This window comes from Pandoraea capi (assembly GCF_902459735.1).
GTDB classification, from domain to species: domain Bacteria; phylum Pseudomonadota; class Gammaproteobacteria; order Burkholderiales; family Burkholderiaceae; genus Pandoraea; species Pandoraea capi.
Genome location: NZ_CABPRV010000002.1, coordinates 69,825 through 89,950 on the forward strand (window position 1 = coordinate 69,825; position 20,126 = coordinate 89,950).

Here is a 20,126-nt window from a genome sequence, read left to right on the forward strand (position 1 = left end):
GTGAGCGCGTACCGTGGCGAACCACACAGGGCATGCGCGGCGCGCCTGTCCACTGCAAAGCGGAGTTTCTTATGTCTGACTCGCACGACCCGCAAAACCCGTCCCGTCGCCGTCTGCTTCAAGTGGTCGGCGCCACCGCGCTGGCTGGCGCATTGCCGCTGGCCACCTCGCGCGGCGCCTTCGCGCAAGCCAAGCAGTTGATCGTTTCCGACCCCGGCGGTCCGTACGCCGTAGCGTATCGCCGTGCGTTCTACGATCCGTTCGAGAAAGCGACAGGCATCAAGGTGGTCAGCGTGGCGCGGGATTCGCAACCGGTTGCCCAATTCGCGGCAATGGTGCAGACGAAGAACTTCGTGTGGGATGTGACGACGCTCACGCTTTCGGCCGATATTCCCTATCTCGAATCGAAGGGCTTCCTCGAACCGATCGGCATGAAGGTCAGCGACTTCCCGGGCATCATGCCCGAGGCCGTGACCGCCGACTGGCTTGGTGTCGACGTCTATTCGACCGTGCTCGCTTACCGCACTGACAAGTTCCCGAAAGACGCCCCGCAGACGTGGGCCGACTTCTGGGACGTGAAGCGTTTCCCGGGCCGTCGTTCGCTGCGCCGCAGCCCGCTCGACACGCTGGAACAGGCGCTCATGGCCGATGGCGTGCCCATCGACAAGCTGTATCCGCTCGATCTGGACCGCGCGTTCAAGTCGCTCGACAAGATCAAGCCGCACATCAACCTCTGGTGGACGTCGGGGGCGCAGGCCATGCAGGCGATCCAGAACGGCGACGTCGACATGATGTCGACGTGGAACGGCCGCGCGCAGGCCGCCATCGACAACAAGGCGCCGGTAAAGATCGTCTGGAATCAGGGGCTGTATTCCATCGAAGGCTGGGGCATTCCGAAGGGCACGCCGCGCGCCGAGTTCGCCCGTCAGTTCGTGCGTTTCTGTGCGGACCCGGCACGTCAGGCGCTCATCACGCAGGATCTGGCGTACGGCCCGACCAACCTCAAGGCGTTCGACGGCATTCCCAAGGAGCGTGCGCCGCTGCTGCCGACGGCGCCGGCCAACCTGAAAGGCATGCGTCTGCCGAGCCCGCAGTGGTGGGCAGAGAACCGCACCCGAGCCACCGAGCGTTTCAACGCGTGGTTGTTGTCGTAAGCGTCGCGAACACCGGAACAGCGGAGCAGGATGAGCACGAACATGAGTACCAAACTGGAAACCATCGGTCTTGCCAAGACGTATCGCGAGACCCCCGCGCTCCTGCCGACGGACCTGCGGGTCGCGGCAGGGGAATTTCTCACGCTGCTCGGCCCGTCGGGCTCGGGCAAGACCACGCTGCTGCAAATGATCTCGGGGCTGGTCGAGCCCAGCGCCGGTCAATTGCTCATCGACGGGCGCGACGCCACGCATGACGCGCCGGGCAAGCGCGGCATCGGGATGGTGTTCCAGAGCTACGCGTTGTTCCCGCATATGACGGTCTGGGAGAACGTGGCGTACGGCCTGCGCATGCGCAAGCTGCCGCGCGCCGAACTCGCTCCGGCCGTCGATGCGGCGCTCGCGATGGTCAAGATGCAGGCCTTTGCACAGCGGCTGCCCTCGGAGTTGTCGGGCGGTCAGCAGCAACGGATTGCACTCGCGCGCTGCTTCGCGTTTCGTCCGTCGATCATCCTGCTCGACGAACCGCTCGGGGCGCTCGACAAGAAGCTGCGCGAGCACATGCAACTGGAGATTCGTCGGCTGCATCAGGAGTTGGGGGCCACGTTCATCTACGTGACCCACGATCAGGACGAGGCGTTGACGCTGTCCGACCGCATCTGTCTGATGAATCAGGCACGCATCGAGCAGATCGGTACGCCCGCGCAGTTGTACGACCGTCCAGCGACGCGTTTCGCTGCTGATTTCCTTGGGCACTCCAACTTGCTCGACGGTGTGGTCGAGCGCTTGCCCGATGGCCGTGTGGCGCTGCGGGTTGGGGCAACGGAAGGGGCGACTGACGGTGCGACAGGCACGCGTCTCGTGCCGATCGGCCCGAGCCCCGATCTTCCGGCAGCAGGGGCGGCCAGTCTGCTGGTACGCCCGGAGGCGGCCCGTCTGACGTCGCCCGAAGACGGCGCGCTCGCCGGCACGATTCGCGAAGTCGTGTTTCTCGGATCGGACACGCGCGCCATCGTTTCGCTGGGGCAGGGCGCCAGTGAGGGAGGGGATGGCGTGGCGGACTTCACCGTGCGTTGTCCGCGCGAGCTGACGCCGCGTGTGGGCGACCGTGTCGGGCTGGCGTGGGACCACAGTCGCGCCACGCTGCTTACGCGCTGAGCCACCTTCGGGGCGTTCGAGCGAGCGCCCGAGTCATTCGCTTCAGGAGTATTTGCCATGTGGCTTGTTCAACGCCTGCCTCAGGCGGGGCCTCGTATTGCCTGGCCGAAACATCTGGCCCGCTGGTTGCCGGCTTTGCCCGCGCTACTGTTCCTCGCAGTGTTCTTCATCGTGCCGGTCGTCGAGATTCTGCAAGGCGGCCTTTACGATGCCGACGGCGTGCTGTCCGTCGCGCAATTTGCGCGCATGACGCACTCGGCCGTCTACATCAAGGTGCTTGGTTCGACGTTCTGGATCGCGTTTCTGACGGCCGCGTTGTCGGTGTTGCTCGGCTATCCGGTAGCGTATCTGCTCGCCCGGTTGTCGGCCCGCTCGCGTGAGCGCTGGTTGCTGTGGATCGTGCTGCCGTTCTGGACCAGCTATCTCGTCAAGACTTATGCGTGGATGCTGCTGCTGTCGCGCACGGGTCTGCTCACGACGCTGGCGGCGCATCTCGGTCTGATCGACACGGCGGGCACGCTCGCACCTTCGCTCACCGGGGTGCTGATCGGCATGGTGCACGCGATGCTGCCGCTGGCTGTCATGACGATGCTGCCGATCATGCGCGGCATCAATATGCAACTCGTGCAGGCGGCGCAGACACTCGGTGCCGACCGCTCGACCGGCTTCTTCACGGTGTTTCTGCCGTTATCCGGTCCGGGCGCGGCGGCGGCCGGACTGCTCGTCTTCATCACGAGTCTGGGCTTCTTCATCGTGCCCGCGCTGCTCGGTTCGCCGCGTGAGTCGATGGTGGCGCAACTGGTCATCTCGTCGGTGCTGGAGCTGTTCGATCTACGCTTTGCCGGGGCGCTCTCGACGGTGTTGCTGCTGTGCTCGATCGTCGTGTTCTTCGTCTATGACCGGGTCGTCGGCCTGTCGTCGCTCGCGGGCGAAGCACCGGAGCGGCGTGCCGGGTCGGGCGGCCGAATGTTGCCGGCGCTGATCGCTGTGGGACGTATCGCAGGCAAGTTGTCGTTCTCGCGCGGCCGTGAGCATGCGCAGGGTGGTCTGGGCCTCAAGGCGTACACCTGGGCGGTCGTGCTGGCGCTGATACTGCCGATCGCGTTCGTCGTGCCGCTCGCGTTCACCAAGCAATCGTTCGTGTCGTTCCCGCCGGAACTCTTCACCTTCAAGTGGTTCGTGGCGTTCCTCGAATCGAGCGTGTGGCAGGCGGCGTTGCTGCGTTCGCTCGGCGTGGGTTTCGCGACGGCGGCGCTGGCGCTGGTCCTCGGCTTCGGTGCCAGTCTGGCGCTCGTGCGGTTGCCGTCGCGCTGGCGCAAGCCGTTGTTCGCGATGTTCATCGCACCGCTGATCGTGCCGCGTATCGTCGTTGCCGTCGGTCTGCTTTATCTCTTTGCACGCTGGGGGCTGGCGGGTACCAATGCGGGCCTCGTCATCGGTCACACCGTGCTGGCGATTCCTTACGTGGTGGTCACCTTGTCGGCGAGCTTCAAGCGCTTCGACTGGCGGCTCGACGACGCCGCCAAGATGCTCGGTGCGTCGGCCTTCACCCGCGTGCGTACGGTGCTGCTGCCGTTGCTCGCGGCAAGTCTCGGTTCTGCCTTCCTGTTCGCGTTCATCGTCTCGTTCGACGACCTGACCATCGCCATCTTCGTCTCCGGCGGGATCAACACCACGTTGCCGAAGCAGATGTGGGACGACATCCAACTGGCCGTCACGCCGACGCTGGCCGCAGTGGCCACGTCGCTCGTGTTCCTGATGGTGTTCGTCGTCTGGCTGTCTTCCATCTTCAAACGCAAGAGCTATTGATATCTGCGGATTCTCGTATGTCTATGTCCAACGTTGCCCGAGTCGCGCCGGTAAATGCGCAAATGTCTTCTGCTTCACATCCTGCATCACATGCTTACACGCAGTACTTTCCGCAGCGGGCTGCGGGCGACCAGCTCGACGTCGTACCGCTGCTCATGGCGGGGCTTCACGGGGCATCGACGAAGCCGGTCGTCGTCTTCGAAGGCGAGGCCATCGACCGCGCGCAGATGGCCGCGCGCGTCGGTGCCATGCAGGCCTGGTTCGCAGCGCAGGGGCTGGTGCCCGGTGATCGTGTGGCCGTCATGCTGGGCAATAGCGCTGCGCAGATCGCGCTGATTTATGCGCTCATGCTGTCCGGTCTCGTGTGGGTGCCTGTGAATACGCGCCTGAAGGGTGACGGTATCGAGTATCTGCTCGGTCACGCGAAGCCCCGGTTGCTTATCTCGGAGCCGTCGTTCGCGGCGGTGCTGGATGCCGGCGTTGCCCTTGCTGCCGAGCAAGCGGGACATCACGGCCCGCAGGTCGTGCGCCACTGGCTGGCCGACGTCATGGCGCAGGCCGCCGCGTTTGCCGGTACGGCGCCCGTCGCCGCGAACGTCACGCCCGCCTCGGTGCTCTGCATCATCTATACGTCGGGCACGACCGGCGCGCCGAAGGGGGTGCTGTTCACGCATCGCATGATGCGTATCGCCAGCGAAGCCGCGTTGCGCGTGGCCGATGCCGGTGACGGCGACCGTCTGTTCCTCTGGGAGCCGCTGTGCCATATCGGTGGCGCGCAGATGCTGTTGCTGCCGTTCCTGGTCGACGTCGAAATGCACGTGGTCGAGCGATTCTCCGCGAGCCGCTTCTGGCAGCAGTGCGGGCAGGCGCAGGCAACGCATCTGCATTACCTCGGTGGCATTCTGGACATCCTCATGCAATTGCCCCGGGACGCGCAACCGGCGACGAATTCGCTGCGCGTGGCGTGGGGGGCGGGGGTGTCGGCCAGTGCGTGGGAGGCGACACGCGACCGGCTGGGGTGCGCCTTGCGCGAGTGCTACGGCATGACGGAGTGTTCGAGCTTCGCGACGCTCAACGATGCCGACCGCCCCGGTTCCATCGGTCACGCGCTGCCTTGGCTCACGGTGGCGCTGCTCGACGACGACGGTCAACCCGTCGCAGACGGCGAGCCGGGCGAGATCGTGCTGTCGAGCGACGTTGACGGTGTGTTCCTGCCCGGGTATCTCGACAATCCGGAGGCCACGGCCAAGGCCTTGCGCGACGGCAAGCTCTACACCGGCGACAGCGCGCGACGTAACGCGGATGGCAGCCTGGTCTTCATCGGGCGACGCACCGACAGCATGCGGGTGCGCGGCGAGAACGTGTCGGCATGGGAGATCGAGCGCGTGTTCGCGCGACATCCGGCGGTGGCGGCGTGTGCAGCGATCGGTGTGGCGAGCGAGATTGGCGAGCAGGACGTCATGCTCTATGTGCAGTTTCGCGAGGCGGCAGTGGACTGGCCGACGTTGTCGCAATGGGCGTCGGAGCGGCTCGCCAGCTACCAGCGGCCACGTTACTATCGCGAGACGTCACACTTCGAGACGACGCCGTCGGAGAGAATCCGCAAGCACCTGCTGTCGCGCGAGACCGATGGCACATGGGATAGCGGCGGCATGAAGTGATTTTCCGCGTCGGCGTGAAGTCCAATTGAAGTCGCATTGAAGTCGCATTGAAGTCGAATGGGTTATTGCATAAAGATAGAGAGTTATTTTTATGAGATAATCCTGCGAAATTCTTCAAATACCGATCTGACTGTGGCCACCACCAAGACACCTCGCAGCCGAGCCAAAGACAAAGCCGTTACCACGGACGCGTCGCCGGGTGCGGCGGCATTGACCGACTCCACGCTTTACGTCAATTCCGTCGAAAAGGCGATGAAAGTGCTGACGGCGTTCGATGGTTCGAAGCGACATCTGTCGCTCTCCGAAATCGCGGTGGCCACGGGTCTCGACATCAGCGCCGCGCAGCGCTTCACGTTCACCCTTTCGGCTCTGGGGTATCTGCTCAAGGACCCGCAGAGCAAGAAGTACGAACTTTCGCCGAAGTTGCTCGACTTCACCTATCACTATCTCGTCTCGAACGAACTGGTGAGTCGGGCCGCCCCTTATCTCCAGCAACTGGCGGCCGAAACGGAAGAGGCGACGAACCTCACGGTGCGTCTCGATACCGACATCGTTTTCGTGTTGCGTATCGTGAGCCGTAGTGTCTTCAATGCCAACGTGATCGTCGGCTCGCGTCTGCCTGCGTACTGCACCGCACCGGGGCTGGCGATGTTAGCCACGCTCGACGACACTGAGATCGACGACATCCTCGCGCGCACCCATCTCGTCCAGTTCACGCCGGCGACCGTGGCACAGCCGCGCAAGATCAAGGAGCGGCTCGCCCGCATCCGCAAGCAGGGCTACTCGCACACTGAAGACGAGTTCTTCATGGGCGACATCTCTACGGCGGCGGCCGTCGTGAATCAGGACGGCCGGGCCATCGGCGCGATCAATATCGCCGTGCCCCGGGTGCGCTGGAACGCCGAGCGCGACGAGCGTCGCTTTGCCGATCTCGTCATTCAGACCGCCGGCGCGCTGTCCGCGCGCCGACGTCAGGAAATGTGAGACGTGCAGCACGCGTCAAGGCACGCTACCGAATGACGGGCCCAGGCCCAAGGGCACCCGGAAAGGCAGTGTAAGGAAGGTTGACACCGCCTTTGCCGACGGGCCTTCGCGGCAGTTGCCGTCCCAATTCGACGTGCTAGAATCCCGCCCCATGGGTATGGAGATACAAAACCGATGGCCGGACCGGGGCGGCCAGACGGTGCGTCATATAAGGCGCGCAAGCGGCTGTTGCGTTTGTTCATCTCCAGCATGACGAATGGCTGCGAACCGCCGATCGTTCGGTCAGGGTGCTATCTCCTGCCATCTCCTGATATCCCCCGTACTTCAAACTGCGCGTTGTGTCCGGGACCGAGGTGAGGGTCCGTCGGTTGCGATGCGTACGGGGGACGGAGCCATGGCTCTTGGTTTGTCGCTGCCGGCGTTAGACCTGCCGACACTACAGTTTGTGACCTTCCTGTTGAGTATCGCGACAGGCATCCTGTTCATGCTCGATGCGCTGCGTCGCGACGAGGCCGAATCGCCGCGATGGTGGAGTCTCGCCTTCCTGCTCGCAACATTCTCTCCCGTGCTCTATCTGCTCGCCGCGCGAAGCTCCCAGCTCGCGGTGCTCTATCCGTTGGGCAACGCGGTGGCAACGCTCGCCTTTGCCATGGTATGGAGCGGCGCACGCCGCTTCTATGGCCGCAGTGTGCAGTGGGTGGCCGTGTTCGGCGGCCCGGCCGTGCTGTTGTGGGGGACGTGGCTGTTTGCCCGGCCCCTGGACGCATGGAGTGGCGGCGTGTTGTTCTTCTCGTTGCTCGCGTTCTACAGCCTGATGGCGGCCAAGGAATTCTGGCAGGCGTCAGGGCTGCGGCTGCCCAGCAGCATCGTGCTGGCCGTCGTCGCCGTGCTGCACGGCTCGTTCTACACGGCACGTGCGGTGGCGCTCGTCTGGCTTGGCCCGACCGACGCGAAGTTCCTCGCGTGGTTCGGCCCGCAAGCGTCCACGACCGAAATGCTCGTGCTGATCGTCGTGGCGAGCTTCCTGATGGTGTCGCTGGGCAAGGAGCGCTCCGAGATCGCACTGCACCGCGCCGCAACGCGTGATGGCCTCACGCAGGCGTTCAATCGTCCCGAGTTCACCCGCCTCGCACGCGAGCAGCTACGACGTCACGGCGCGGCGCGCGCACCTGTCGCCTTGCTCCTGCTGGACCTCGATCACTTCAAGCGTATCAACGACACGTACGGGCATCCGTTTGGTGACACGGTGCTGCTGCTCTTTGCACGCACGGCGGCGCAGCAATTGCGGGCCGACGACATCTTCGGGCGATACGGCGGCGAGGAGTTCGCGCTATTCCTGCCGGGCGTGGGCGCCAACGAGGCGCAGGCCATTGCGGAGCGCGTGCGCGAGGCGTTCGAGCGCTCGGCGAGGGTGGTGCAGGGCGAGACGGTGGCGGCGACGGTGAGCATCGGCATTGCCTGCGACGAACGCTCGCGCGGTGAGTTGTCGTCGCTGGTACAGCGCGCCGATCGCGCGCTCTATCAGGCCAAGGCCGCCGGCCGAAATCGCTGCATGCGTTACACGCCCGAGACGACCATGCCCGTGATCGATCCCCGCGCCGACTTGCCCTCGCAAACGTTGCAGGCGGCGGGCGGGTGACGTCGGTCGCGCTTACCAGCGCCAGCGCACGCCGAGCGTGGCAGACACACTCTGCTGGCGCGTATCGTCGATCTGCGTGAGGTAGGCGAGCGAGGCATACACGCTCGCGTGCTTGTTGAAGCGGCCGGCCACACCGACGCCGAACTGGGCCGCCGTGGTGTTCGCGCTCGATACGATTGGCGTCGTGCCGCCGAAAATCGCTTTCCCGTCGTTGCCGAACGTGTGCAGCAGATTGAATAGCAGATAGGGACGCAGCAGGCCACGTTCGCCGTCGTAATTGCCTTCCAGACGGGCGCCGATTCGGGCGAGCCAGCTACTGGTGCTGTCGAACGACACCGTGGAGACCGCGTCGGTCAGGTCGTTCAGCGACTGGCGCTGATAGACGATTTGCGCCTGCGGTTCGAGCGTGAGGGTCGACGTCAGACGGATCGGCCAACCCGTCTCCAGCGACGCCGATATCGCTTTGCCGCGCGTGCTCGTGTTCATGCCGCTGACCGGCTTCGATTCGTATTGCAGGGTCGAGCCAAGCACCACGGCATCGAGGTAGGCGAGGTTGGGCATCACGTGTGTCCAGTACAAACCTGCGCTGTACATGTCCAGGCCCAACGTGCCGGTGTGAGTGTCCATCGCGCCCAGTGCGCTGCCTTGCGTGTCGCCCGAGGCGCGTGTCCATCCCGCGATAATCCCTACGTGATCGTTGTGCCCGCTGTCCGTTCGGCGCGACACGAGGTCATGGCCGATCTGTACGCCCCCGATGTTGCCGTCGAATTGGGGCGACACATCGCCTTTGGGACGAAACTGTTCCGTCTGCCCCCAGACCCGCGCCCAACCTGCCGGCAGCCAGCCGTTCTCGTCGAGCAGGCCTTGTTGCCCCTGCCGCTCGTGGAACGTTCCCATCTGCGCGAAGCCGGCCACGCGTGCGATCTCCGGCATGACGGAGTACACCGGGACTTCCACCCGGTAGATAGGCATCGGGGCCGAGCCTTCGGCGCCCGTTGGCGGACTGCCGACGGCGCCGACCGGCGAGAGTACCGTGCTGATCGTCTGTCCCGTCAGCGGGTCGACATAAGTCACCGCAGTGGCCACGGGCACGGTGGAGCGTAGATACCAGTTGTTGGCAGTGCCGGGCGTGGTGCCGCCTTGATACAGGTAGTACGTGTAGGCGCCCTGACTGACGGCGCCGTTCAGCGTGAAGGCGCTGGCCGACGACGTGGCGCCGCCGACTGCGTTGACCATCGGAATGCCGTTACCCGTCGTGAGTGCCCCGGCCCCGCCCATGTTGTTGACCGAGAGCGTCGTAGTGCCGCCGATCGCACCGCCGCTCACGGTGAGCGGGGCGACCTTCGAGTTGTCGTCGCCAAGCACGGTATCGATCGCGAGTTTGCCGCCCTGGCCCGTGTAATTTCCCACGACGGTCAGCGTGCCGTTGCCGGCGCCATCGCCCGGGCGCACGGTGCCGGCGTTAGTCAGATTGCCGGTGAGTGTGCCGGTACCGGTGAGCGTGGCGCCCGATGCCACCTGCGACGTTGCACCCCCGAGCGTACTGTTCAGCGTGAACACGCCGCTTTGAAACTGTGCCGATGTGAAGTTGCCGCTGCCCGTCCATGTCCAGTTGTCGCCCTGCATATTGAGCGTGCCGAAATTGACGAACGGATTGCTCGACGTACCGCTGCCTTGCAGATTGACGGTGCTTACCGCACTGCTACCGCCGTCGGCGGTGCCGATGATCTGCGAGCCTGTCTGCAATGTCAGCGTATTGGAGCGTGCGGCTGCGTTCATTGCAATGGCCTTGCCCACGTCGCTCTGGATCAGGCCCGCATTGGTGATGGAGACCGTGCCGTTGACCGTGCGAACCCCGAACCCCTGACGGCTGATGATCTGGCCGCCCGCCTGATTCACGATCGACGTTGTGAAGCCCGAGGCCGTGTTCGACACGACGGCGTCGCTGTTGATGCCGCGCGCTTCGATGTAGCCGCTGTTGGTTAGACGGTTGTTGTTGCCCTGCATGAACACCGTGAACGAACGGTTCGACGCTGTGCCGCCTGTCGTGATCAGCGTGCCGCTGTTCGTGACGCTGCTTTGCCCGCCCACCACGCTGATCGCACGGCTGCCGCCGCCGTTTGCCGTCACGGTCCCGGTGTTGACGAAGGTGCTGTTCAGACCGAGGCCGGACGATTGCCCCCATGCGGCGGTCATGCCGAAGGCGTTCGGACCGTTGACGGTGATCGTGCCGTTATTGGTCAGCGAGTCGTGGTTGCCGTTGCTCGCCATGCCATCGTTTTCGAACCCTGATGTCGTGATGACGCCGGTCGACGTGTTGACGAGCGTGTTGTCATCATGAGCGCCGAGCATCGCCGCGCCACGGCCTGACGGGTTGGTGCCGGTCATGCTCACCGTGCCGGCGTTGGTAATCGTGCTGGAGGAGTCGACGGTGATCGTCGCGATATCGGGTGACGCGCGCACCGAGGAGATCGTCGCGCCTTGCTGGACATTCACCGTCACCCCCGTGCTGCCCGCCTGTGCGGCGACGACGCCGTCTGTGCCCGTGCAGGTCACAGTGGTGCCGCTCGGTGGCGCAACGTTATCGCATGCGGCACGCGCCTGCGTGGCGCAACACAGCGACAGGGCCAGAATGAGGGGCTTGAGGGGCAGCGGACACTGCGCGGATCCGAAAGACGCAACGGCACGTGGCGAGGTCGTCATATCGCGCTCCTGAGGGTGGGGAAATTTTTTAATTCATATCGCGCAATTCAAGTGAATTCAAAATAGGTGCTTAATTCTTCAACAACAAATATCGGCGTTGTTTTTTGGTGAGTTGTAATAAGTTGTTACGGGCTTCTAGATTTTCTAAGGAAAGTTTTCGAATTCCGGTCTGATTTTCTTTTTAATTCGAATTAAGCGGTGGCGCGGGTCTCGGGAGGCTTCGGTCTGGCGGACGTTCCGGGCGTCCTGTAGAGTGTGATTTTTCGTCGATTCCGAAGCGCTATATTCAATGCCTTCTACTATTCGCAATTCGCTTGTCTGGATTTTCGATGCTTTTGAACACGATGAGTCGTATTTGCGCAAACGAATGTTCGGGGCTGAAGCGGCTTATGTGAATGGCCGGCAATGTCTCGCGGTCATCGACCGGGATGCGCCGTGGGATGGTCTGCTGGTTTGCACGTCGCATGAGCATCACGCGTCGCTGATGGCGGAAATGCCGGCGTTGCGCCCGCACCCGGTGCTGGGGAAGTGGCTCTACATGCCGCAGTCCGAGGACACGTTCGAAGCCGTTGCGTCGCGCCTCACGGCATTGGTGCTTGCAGGCGACCCCCGTATCGGCATCGAACCGAAACCCCGCAAGCCACGCAAGGCGGCTAACGAGAGGGTGCGCGCGGGATAGCGCCCGCGCAAACGTCGGCAGTTCAGTCGGCTGCGATATGCACCATTTCTTCGGACTCGTCGGCCTGACCTGGCGCCTTTTTCTTCATCCGGATGAAGAGCAGTAGCGGCATGACGACGACCGTGAGCAGGAGCATTAGCCGGAAATCGTCCAGATACGCAATCATTGCCGCCTGACGGGTGACCTCCGCATTGAGCGCGGCCATGGCTGCTGCGCCATACGTCTGCACGTAGCTCTGGACCCCTTGCGAGAACGGTGTGATGTGCTCGGAGAGCACGGCATGATTCACCTGCGTGTTCTGGGTGAGCAGCGTCTGCACGACCGAAATACCGATGCTGCTGCCGATGTTGCGCGACAGGCTGTAGATCGCCGCGCCATCGGCACGGAACTGTCCCGGCAGCGTGGCGAACGTCACCGTCGTGAGCGGTACGAACACGAAGCCCAGCCCGAAGCCCTGAATCACCCCCGGCCAGACGATGTCCGACGGACTCAGCGTCAGCGAGTAGCCGGCCATCAGATACAACGAATAGGCGGTCAGGGCGAAGCCGAAGCCGAGCAGATACCGTACGTCGACCTTGCCGACGAGCCGCCCGACGATCAGCATCGCCGCCATGGTCCCCGCACCCGAGGGCGCGGTGACCAGGCCGGTCAGAATGGCGGGGTAGCCGAACAGGCTTTGCAGCATGGGCGGGAGCAGGGCGCGCGTGGCGTAGAGAATGATGCCGACGACGAAGATGTAGACGACGCCCGTGTTGAAGTTCCGGTCACGCAGCAGTGCGCGGTTGAAGAAGGAATGTTCGCCGGCCGTCCATGTGTGAACTATGAAATATGCGAAGCAGATGATGGCGCCGAGCATCTCCAGCCAGATTTCCGTCGAGTTGAGCCAGTCCTGCTGCTCGCCTCGGTCCAGCAGGAGTTGCAACAGCCCGATGGCCAGACTCAGGGTGACGAAGCCCAACGCGTCGAATTTGCCCGCTTTTTGCTCAGGCGGCTCTCGCAGATAGGCGGCAATCCCCAGGAAGGCGATCAGTCCGATGGGCAGGTTGATGTAGAAGACCCAGCGCCAGTTATAGCTGTCCGTGAGCCATCCGCCGAGCGACGGCCCGAGAATCGGCCCGACCATCACGCCCATGCCGAACACCGCCATGGCCGAGCCGTGCTTGCTCGGCGGATTGATGTCGAGCATGGTCGCCTGCGAGAGGGGCACGAGTGCCGCGCCACAAATGCCCTGAAACAAACGCGCCGCCACGATCTCGGTGAGCGATTGCGCCATGCCGCACAGGGCAGACGCAATGGTGAAGCCCGCCACCGACCACAGGAAGACGCGGCGTCGGCCGAAGCGCGCGCAAAGCGTACCGGTGAGCGGGGTGGCGATGGCGGCGGCCACGATGTAGGACGTCAGCACCCACGTGATCGAGTCCTGCGACGCGGACAAGCTGCCCTGCATGTGAGGCAGCGCAACGTTGGCGATGGTGCTGTCGAGCGTCTGCAAGATCGTTGCCAGCATGACGGAGACGCTGACGAGCGCCCGGTGTTTGCCCGGATCGTCAGCCTTAGCGGGGGATGCCACGGTATTTCCTCTGGTAGATCGTCGCGCGTGGTGTTCTTCGCGCACCGTTGTCGGGCGGTCCGATGGCCTGTCGCCTCGTCCGCATTTCTTATGGGTTTGCCGCCGGTGACCGGCGACTCTTGTCTCCTGCCTCGTGGTTCGTCTTTATTCCGATTCGGTCTCCCTGGCGACGTCGTCCCTGAGTTTTGCGGGAGCGGGGCATTCGGCTTCGGCGCGTGTGAGGCTGGTCAGGACCTTGCCCAGCAGGCGCGAGAGTTCGACGCGCTCGGCTGGTGTCAGGTCGGCCAGTGCTTCGCGCTCGGTCACGTTGGCGAATGCCACGATGGTGTCGATCTTGGCCTCGGAGGCATCGGTCAGATAGAGCAGATGGGCGCGCTTGTCGTGCGGATCGCGTTCGCGTCGCACCAATCCCTTTTCCCGCAGGCGATCCAGCAGCCGCACGAGCGCCATCGGCGTGAGTTCCATGCGTTCGGCGAGTTCGGCCTGCGTCTGCACGCCGTAGCGATGCAGCATCACCAGCACGCGGCATTGCGCCCGTGTCAGGTCGAAGTTGCCCCGGGCGCGCCGGTCGAACAGCCGCGAATGCACGCGTGCCACATCGTGAACCAGCGTGCCGAACCGGGAGGACCAATCGATTTTCGGCATGTCGTCGTCAGGGCTGGCGGGGCGAGACGCGTCGCTCGTCCCTTCGTCGCGACATCCCGTCAGTCAGTGAAATTAGTAAACACGTTTATCATTTTGCCAGAGTCTTTCTTAGGACGGCAACTGTCTCAAATAGGTGACAGCCGATCTCCGGGGAAAGATGGCGTAAGCGGGTGACGGGGAATTCCCGGATCGTTGGCAAACCGTTTCATACGGTGGGACGGGGCTTCCCGGGCCATTGGCGCCGGGGCGGAACGGGGCGGCGTGGAGGTCCCGCGAGGAATGTGAAAAACCTAACGAAAATAAGCACTTGACACTTCGCTCAAGCGGATCAAGAAAGGAATTGTGCGATGCAGTGGCGCCTTTGCCCATGCACGGCACCAGCCCTTTCATTGACCTTAAGGAGTGTCAATCATGTTTGATCTTGCACAAGCTTCGGATGTCCTGTCGATCACCAATGCCGACCGGCCGACCGGCAGTCTCCATCGGGTGTCGCCGCCCGCCGCGGTTCGTCCGCCGGTGTCTGCGATGTCCGATACCGTGGCATTGCGTGAAGAGCGTTTGCCTTTCATTGTCTCCATTGCGAGCGACGAGACATCACTGCGCGATGCCGTGGCGATGCGTCAGGCGGCTTATGGCCGTCATCTGCCGGAGCTCGCTGCCACATTGAGCGACCCGGAATCCAGCGACCGTGAACCGGGGGCTATCGTGCTCATGGCACGCGCACGGCTCGACGGTGCGGTACTTGGCACGATGCGTATCCAGACCAATCGGTACCACGCGCTGCATCTCGAGGATTCCGCACCGCTGCCCGACTGGTTGGGGAGTGCGGCGCTTGCGGAAGCGACTCGTCTGGGTGTGGTGGCCGGGCCTGTCGGGCGGGTCGTCAAGACGGCGCTTTTCAAGGCCTTCTATCAGTATTGCCTGCTCTCGGGCATCGACTGGATGGTGATCACGGCGCGCCCGCCGCTGCATCGGCAGTACGAAGCGCTGATGTTTACCGACGTGTTCCCGTCTCAGGAACTGATTCCGATGGCTCACGTTGGCGGCATCGGGCACCGCGTACTGGCGCTCGACGTGGCGCAGGCACGCACGCGCTGGCAGGCGGCGGGGCATCCGTTGTTTGCTTATATGTGCCTCACGCACCATCCCGACTTGCGTCTCGGCATGCCGGATGAGCAAGGGGTGGCGGATCGTCGGTACGAAGTCAAGCCGGCACCGGTCGAAGCCAGTGTTGGCGCGCATTTGCGGGATTTATCTTTTGGTGCCGACGAGGTACGATGCGTAGCAGCAGGCTACAGCCTGGCGGTGTAATGCCGTTAAGCGAATTAACGTTATCCCGTCGTATGCCGCAGGGGTTTCCGGCAGCGACGGCGGTAACGGGTTTTACGGGCGAGAGACACCTGCCCGTGCAGGCCGGAACAGCGGCGGCACGGGACAGGGCCGGCCCGGCCGGGGAGGCGAGCTTTCGGGCACGCCTCGTTCGGGATTCACCGCGGGGGCGACTAACGAGATAAGGGCACAAAAGTCATATGGCGGGGGAACTCGGCAACGAGCGTGACGATCACGGCCGTAATACGAACGATTTCTCCGATGAGTTGAGCGAACTCACCGGCGCGCGGCGCCGTTGGCGTATTACCGCACGACTCGACGAGCTCTTTCGAAGCATTTCCCTGTACGCCGTGCCCGCAGCGATCATGCTGCTCTCGGGCATCGTGCTCATGTTTCAGGAAAGTCAGTACGCCGTGCGCGGTGCAACGCCGGTGTCGTTTCAGGCGCAAGGCGATTTGCCGGCCACCTTCAATCCGCCGATGGCGCAAGGCGCGCTGGAGCGCGTCACGCCCGTCCAGCAATTCAGCACGCATCTGTCAGAAGCGCCCGTGTGGTTTCGCTTTACGGTACCGCCCGTGGGCGATCAGGAGCGGACCGTCATCGAATTCCCGTCTCGTCACGCGCAGACGCTCGCCTGCTGGCGCAGTCCCGACAGTCCCGCGATTGGCCGCGCCGATCGAAGTGGGGTGAGCGGGGCGGTGCGGATGTCGAAAGCGGGCTTCGCGATCGATCTCGGCCATCTCGTCGAACCGGTGACGCTGCTCTGCCAGGGCACGTTTTCCGGCCCGGCGCACCTGTCGCTGGTGGCTTGGCCTGCGCCGGAGTTGCGCATCTCCGAGAAAGAGTTTCATCGCAGCAACGGCTTGCTGGAAGGCGGGTTGCTCACGCTGTCGGCGTTCGTGCTGGTCACCGCCATCATCAACAAGGAATGGCTCTATGTATTGTTTGCCGCCTGGCTGATCGGCAACCTGCGGCTCGCGGCAAATTCGCTGGGCGCCGATACGCAGTGGCTGGAGCGTGCCATTCCAATGGACTGGGACGCGCTGGTGCGCAAGGCGACGTTCGCGATCTACTACGTGCTGACCTATTCGCTGTTCACGCAGTTGTTCAAGCGGGAGTTGCGCCGGATCGGTTTGCGCTGGATGGTGATGGTGCTGCAATGGGCCGGTGTGGTGCTGTGCTGCGCGGCCATTGCCTTGCCGTATGCGCATTTCATTCCGGTGTTGTGGGCCGTCGCGGCGCTTGGCATCGTGATCGTGCTGGTGCTGCTCGCGCGCATTCTCGTGCTCACGCGCTCGCGGGTTGCGGTCTGGTATAGCGCGTCGCTCGCCATCGTCCTGTTCGCGACGTTTTCCGAGGTGATCGCCGCCGCGTTCAACGCCCGTGCGTTGTCGTCGGCGCTCAACAGCGTGACGGCGGCGCTCTTCTCGAGCCTGATGGCGGCGCTGGCCATTGCCGAGCAGATGCGCATGGAGCATCAAGGCAAGCTCGAAGCCCAGACCGAATTGCGTAATGCATACGACGTCACGCCGGTGGGGCTCTTCACGCTCAACGATCAGGGGGTGTTCGTACGGGGCAATGCCGCGCTGCACACCATGCTGGGTATTCCCAGCACCGAAGGGCGCACTTTCCGCTGGGACCAGTTCTTCGGTCAGAGCACCTGGCGCATGTTGCTCGATGTGGCTCAGCACAGCGATGAGTCGGAGCTTGAAATCCTTTCGCTGCCGCGCGACGACGGCCGCGTGAGCCGCTATCTCGTCAAGGCGATCTTCTCCGACGGGCGTATCGAAGGCTCGTTGCAGGACATCACGGAACGCGCCCGCACGATGGAGCAGTTGCGCTATCTGGCGGAGAACGATCCGCTGACCGGGGTTTCGAACCGGCGCGGTATCGAGAAATCGCTCGGCGAAGCCATCCGGACGCTGTCGGACGCGCGTCCCGCGGCGCTGGCGTATCTGGATCTGGACCGCTTCAAGCTCGTCAACGATCTGTTCGGTCACGCGGCCGGCGACGAGGTGCTGCGCCAGGCCTGCGACCGGATGCGCGCGCGGCTGTCGACGGAGCAAAGCGTGGGCCGCACCGGTGGCGACGAATTCATCGTGGTGTTCCGCGATGCCACCATCAAGGAGGCCGCCGCCGTGGCGCGTCGTCTGGTCGACGCGATTGCGGGTGAGCCTTATCAGATCGGAGACCGGGCGTTTCAGGTGCGGGCGTCGGCCGGGGTCATCGAGCTGACGACCGACATGCGCGTTCCAGACGCCATTTCGTCGGCGGACCGTGCCTGCCGTGAAGCCAAGAAGAGCCGACGCGAACTGGTCGTCTACGAACGCGGTGCGGCAGCGTTCCGCGAGCGGCTGGCGGAATTGCGTCTGATCGACGCCCTCGACGCCGGCCTCACGCCCAATACGTTGTTCCTCGAAATGCAGCCGATCATGGAGATGGCGTCGCCGGGAGAGTCGCTGAATTTCGAGGTGCTCCTGCGTATGCGCGATTCGGACGGCAATATCGTGCCGGCCTCGCGCATCATCAGTGCCGCCGAGGAGAACGGCACCATCGGCATGATCGATAAATGGGTGCTGACGAACACGCTGGCGTGGATCGATGCGCATCGCGAGCAGCTTCCCAAGACGCGGTTCGTGTGTGTGAATCTCTCCGGTGCGTCGCTCAACGACGAACACTTCGTGCGCGACATCTTCGCCACGCTGGCCGCGCACGAGCGTTCGGTCGGGTTGCTGTGCATCGAGATCACGGAGACGGTGGCGTTGCACGATCTAGACAATACGCGCCGCTTCGTCGATCGCATTCATCAGTTGGGCGGACGCATTGCGCTCGACGATTTCGGGGCGGGCTTCAGTTCGTTTTCGTATCTCAAGGATCTCGCGGTCGACGCCATCAAAATCGACGGCGCGTTCGTCAAGAGCATGGCCGCACACCCGGCCAATCTGGCGATCGTCGAGGCCATCGTCGCGCTGGCCAAGAATCTGGGGATTCGCAGCGTCGCGGAGTGGGTGGAAGATGCCTCGACCCTCGAAGCGCTGTCGGAGCTCGGTGTCGACTATGTACAGGGGTTTTTGATTGCGCGTCCGCAGACCCCAGAAGCCATTCTTGCCGCCGACTCGGCAGCGAGCTTCGTGCGCGACCCGCAACTGAGTGCGTTGCTCGTCGAACTCGGGCAATCGTTCTATCCACGCCCGAGCGGCAGCACGGCGCTGCACTGATCTTCCGTGCCTGCGCAGGTCGCGGGGGTACGCAAACGACCTGTTGCAATGCACTCCATCGGCGTACGAATCGCCGTCTATCCCTGAGCATTGTCTGTATTTCTCGCAATGCTCTATTTCTCGCCAGATTTCCTTACACCCCCTGTTAGACGGTGTGTGACGGCCGAAAAGCCGCATGAACAGGGGCTTCCGGTGTCAAGCCCCGTGATCCTGGGCTGCGAAGGAGGGTAACCTGACGTAAGATTTCCAACTGGAATAAATCTTGTCCCGGGCAAAGTCCGGGTGGCAGAATTTATCCATCGATGTGATGGAGCAAGGTCTCCATGCCTTCGTGAGCGGCACTGCGGGCAGGGGGAAGCGCAGAGGCGAACGGTTCACGCAGGATCGGCAATCGACCGACACGCGATTCGTAACGGGGTTAGGGCCGTCCATCCACAAGGTGAGAGCGGCGCAACCGGAACACCTAACCAAAACAACGACAATGCTTTCGACGATCCTCAAACTCGTTTACCGCCATAGCCATTCGGCGAAGTGGCGGCACAACGAACGACTCTGGCCGCACGCGCGTATCGAGCGCGATGCGATGGGGGCCATTGAACGATTCACTTGGCGTGGGCGTCACGTACCGCTTGCGCGTCGCGCTGAGCTGCAACGCCTGCGACGTCTGCCTTGCCATATCATCGCCAGCGGCCCCTCGATCGCGGAGATTGATTACGACGCGATGCCGATGCACCACGTCATAGGTGTGAATGGGGCGATTGCGCTCACCGACTTCGCACCGGTCAAATTCAACTACTACTGCATTCTCGATGCCGGCTTCGTGCGCCAGCGTCCGGATCTGGCGCGCCGTATCGTGGCGCGCAATCTGGTGTTGTTCGTCACGCCCGTGGTGCTCGCCCGCTTGCTCGAGATGTTCCCGATGTCGGCTTTCGGCTGCCGCTTCTATCTGGTCGACGATATTTTCAAGCGCGGCTTCGAAGCGGCGCGCACGACCGCAACGTTGCGGGCCGATGCGCAGGTGTCGGCGAGCGCGTCGTTCGTGGGCGACGAGAGTGCACTGGGTTTCAGCTTTGACATCGACAACGGTTTTTTCCACGGCGGCACAGTGGCGTATTTCGCGCTGCAAGTGGCGACCTGGCTGGGCTTCACCGAAATGTACCTCCATGGCCTCGATCTGCGCGATGCATCGCACACGCCGCGTTTTTACGAGACGATGCAGACCCGTGCGCCCACGCGTCTGGATGCCGAGTTCGCGCACCTGATCGAACCGTCGTTCCGTCACGCCTCGGAAGTGTTGCGTGCCCGTGGCGTGCGCGTCGAGAATCTCTCGCAAACGAGCGCGCTGGGCGAGGACATCTTCGCAAAGGTCGACTGGCGCTCGTTGCGTCGTCGCAACCTGAGTCTGGTGGTGCCGGACGAAGCGCTGCCGGTCGCGGCGGTGGAGCGTGTCGCGCCGACGCTTCGTCCCACCGGAACCCACGGTCACGCCTGAGTGGTCGTATCCGGCATGCCTGCGCGTAAAAGTCGGGGCCGGAGGCCCGCCGGACGGTGACCTACCTGCTACAATCGCTCTCCGGGTT

Annotated in this window: 13 protein-coding genes; 10 read left to right on the plus strand and 3 right to left on the minus strand. The window is 63.5% G+C overall.

The window, feature by feature from the left end; all coding sequences use genetic code 11:
• Positions 1–71 precede the first annotated feature (71 nt).
• The 6 genes from PCA20602_RS03885 (at position 72) to PCA20602_RS03910 (ending at position 8,402) form a co-directional block, all read left to right on the plus strand.
• Positions 72–1,154, plus strand: coding sequence for an ABC transporter substrate-binding protein (locus PCA20602_RS03885; protein WP_150720071.1), 1,083 nt, complete (start codon positions 72–74; stop codon positions 1,152–1,154).
• 42 nt (positions 1,155–1,196) lie between these two features.
• A complete protein-coding gene (locus PCA20602_RS03890; RefSeq protein ID WP_150720072.1) occupies positions 1,197–2,309 on the plus strand; it encodes an ABC transporter ATP-binding protein in 1,113 nt (370 codons plus the stop codon).
• A 57-nt stretch (positions 2,310–2,366) separates the two neighbouring features.
• Entirely contained in the window at positions 2,367–4,118 is a 1,752-nt protein-coding gene (locus PCA20602_RS03895; protein ID WP_150720073.1) for an ABC transporter permease subunit, read from the plus strand.
• 62 nt (positions 4,119–4,180) lie between these two features.
• A complete protein-coding gene (locus PCA20602_RS03900) occupies positions 4,181–5,779 on the plus strand; it encodes an AMP-binding protein (RefSeq protein ID WP_246182018.1) in 1,599 nt (532 codons plus the stop codon).
• A 132-nt stretch (positions 5,780–5,911) separates the two neighbouring features.
• Entirely contained in the window at positions 5,912–6,763 is an 852-nt protein-coding gene (locus PCA20602_RS03905) for an IclR family transcriptional regulator (RefSeq protein ID WP_242561333.1), read from the plus strand.
• A gap of 394 nt (positions 6,764–7,157) precedes the next feature.
• Entirely contained in the window at positions 7,158–8,402 is a 1,245-nt protein-coding gene (locus PCA20602_RS03910; protein WP_174980787.1) for a GGDEF domain-containing protein, read from the plus strand.
• A gap of 12 nt (positions 8,403–8,414) precedes the next feature.
• Here the strand turns inward: PCA20602_RS03910 and PCA20602_RS03915 are convergent, their stop codons facing one another.
• Positions 8,415–11,105 (minus strand): autotransporter family protein, encoded by a 2,691-nt coding sequence (locus PCA20602_RS03915; protein ID WP_150720076.1) that lies wholly within the window; start codon positions 11,103–11,105, stop codon positions 8,415–8,417.
• A 289-nt stretch (positions 11,106–11,394) separates the two neighbouring features.
• On the opposite strand from PCA20602_RS03915, the gene PCA20602_RS03920 reads away from it, so the two are divergent.
• Positions 11,395–11,784, plus strand: a complete 390-nt coding sequence (locus PCA20602_RS03920) for a hypothetical protein (RefSeq protein WP_150720077.1) — start codon at positions 11,395–11,397, stop codon at positions 11,782–11,784.
• A gap of 22 nt (positions 11,785–11,806) precedes the next feature.
• On the opposite strand, the gene PCA20602_RS03925 is transcribed toward PCA20602_RS03920, so the two are convergent.
• Positions 11,807–13,354, minus strand: a complete 1,548-nt coding sequence (locus PCA20602_RS03925; RefSeq protein ID WP_150720078.1) for an MDR family MFS transporter — start codon at positions 13,352–13,354, stop codon at positions 11,807–11,809.
• 144 nt (positions 13,355–13,498) lie between these two features.
• Complete coding sequence (locus PCA20602_RS03930) at positions 13,499–13,999, minus strand: MarR family winged helix-turn-helix transcriptional regulator (protein WP_069343382.1); 501 nt, start codon at positions 13,997–13,999, stop codon at positions 13,499–13,501.
• A 411-nt stretch (positions 14,000–14,410) separates the two neighbouring features.
• On the opposite strand from PCA20602_RS03930, the gene PCA20602_RS03935 reads away from it, so the two are divergent.
• The 3 genes from PCA20602_RS03935 to PCA20602_RS03945 all read left to right on the plus strand — a co-directional run bounded on the left by PCA20602_RS03935 (position 14,411) and on the right by PCA20602_RS03945 (position 20,038).
• Positions 14,411–15,310: a hypothetical protein gene (locus PCA20602_RS03935; protein WP_150720079.1), complete on the plus strand. Its 900-nt coding sequence runs from the start codon at positions 14,411–14,413 to the stop codon at positions 15,308–15,310.
• A gap of 218 nt (positions 15,311–15,528) precedes the next feature.
• On the plus strand, positions 15,529–18,546 hold the full coding sequence (locus tag PCA20602_RS03940; protein WP_150720080.1) for a putative bifunctional diguanylate cyclase/phosphodiesterase: 3,018 nt from the start codon (positions 15,529–15,531) through the stop codon (positions 18,544–18,546).
• Positions 18,547–19,273: 727 nt separating this feature from the next.
• Entirely contained in the window at positions 19,274–20,038 is a 765-nt protein-coding gene (locus PCA20602_RS03945) for a hypothetical protein (RefSeq protein WP_150720081.1), read from the plus strand.
• Positions 20,039–20,126 lie beyond the last annotated feature (88 nt).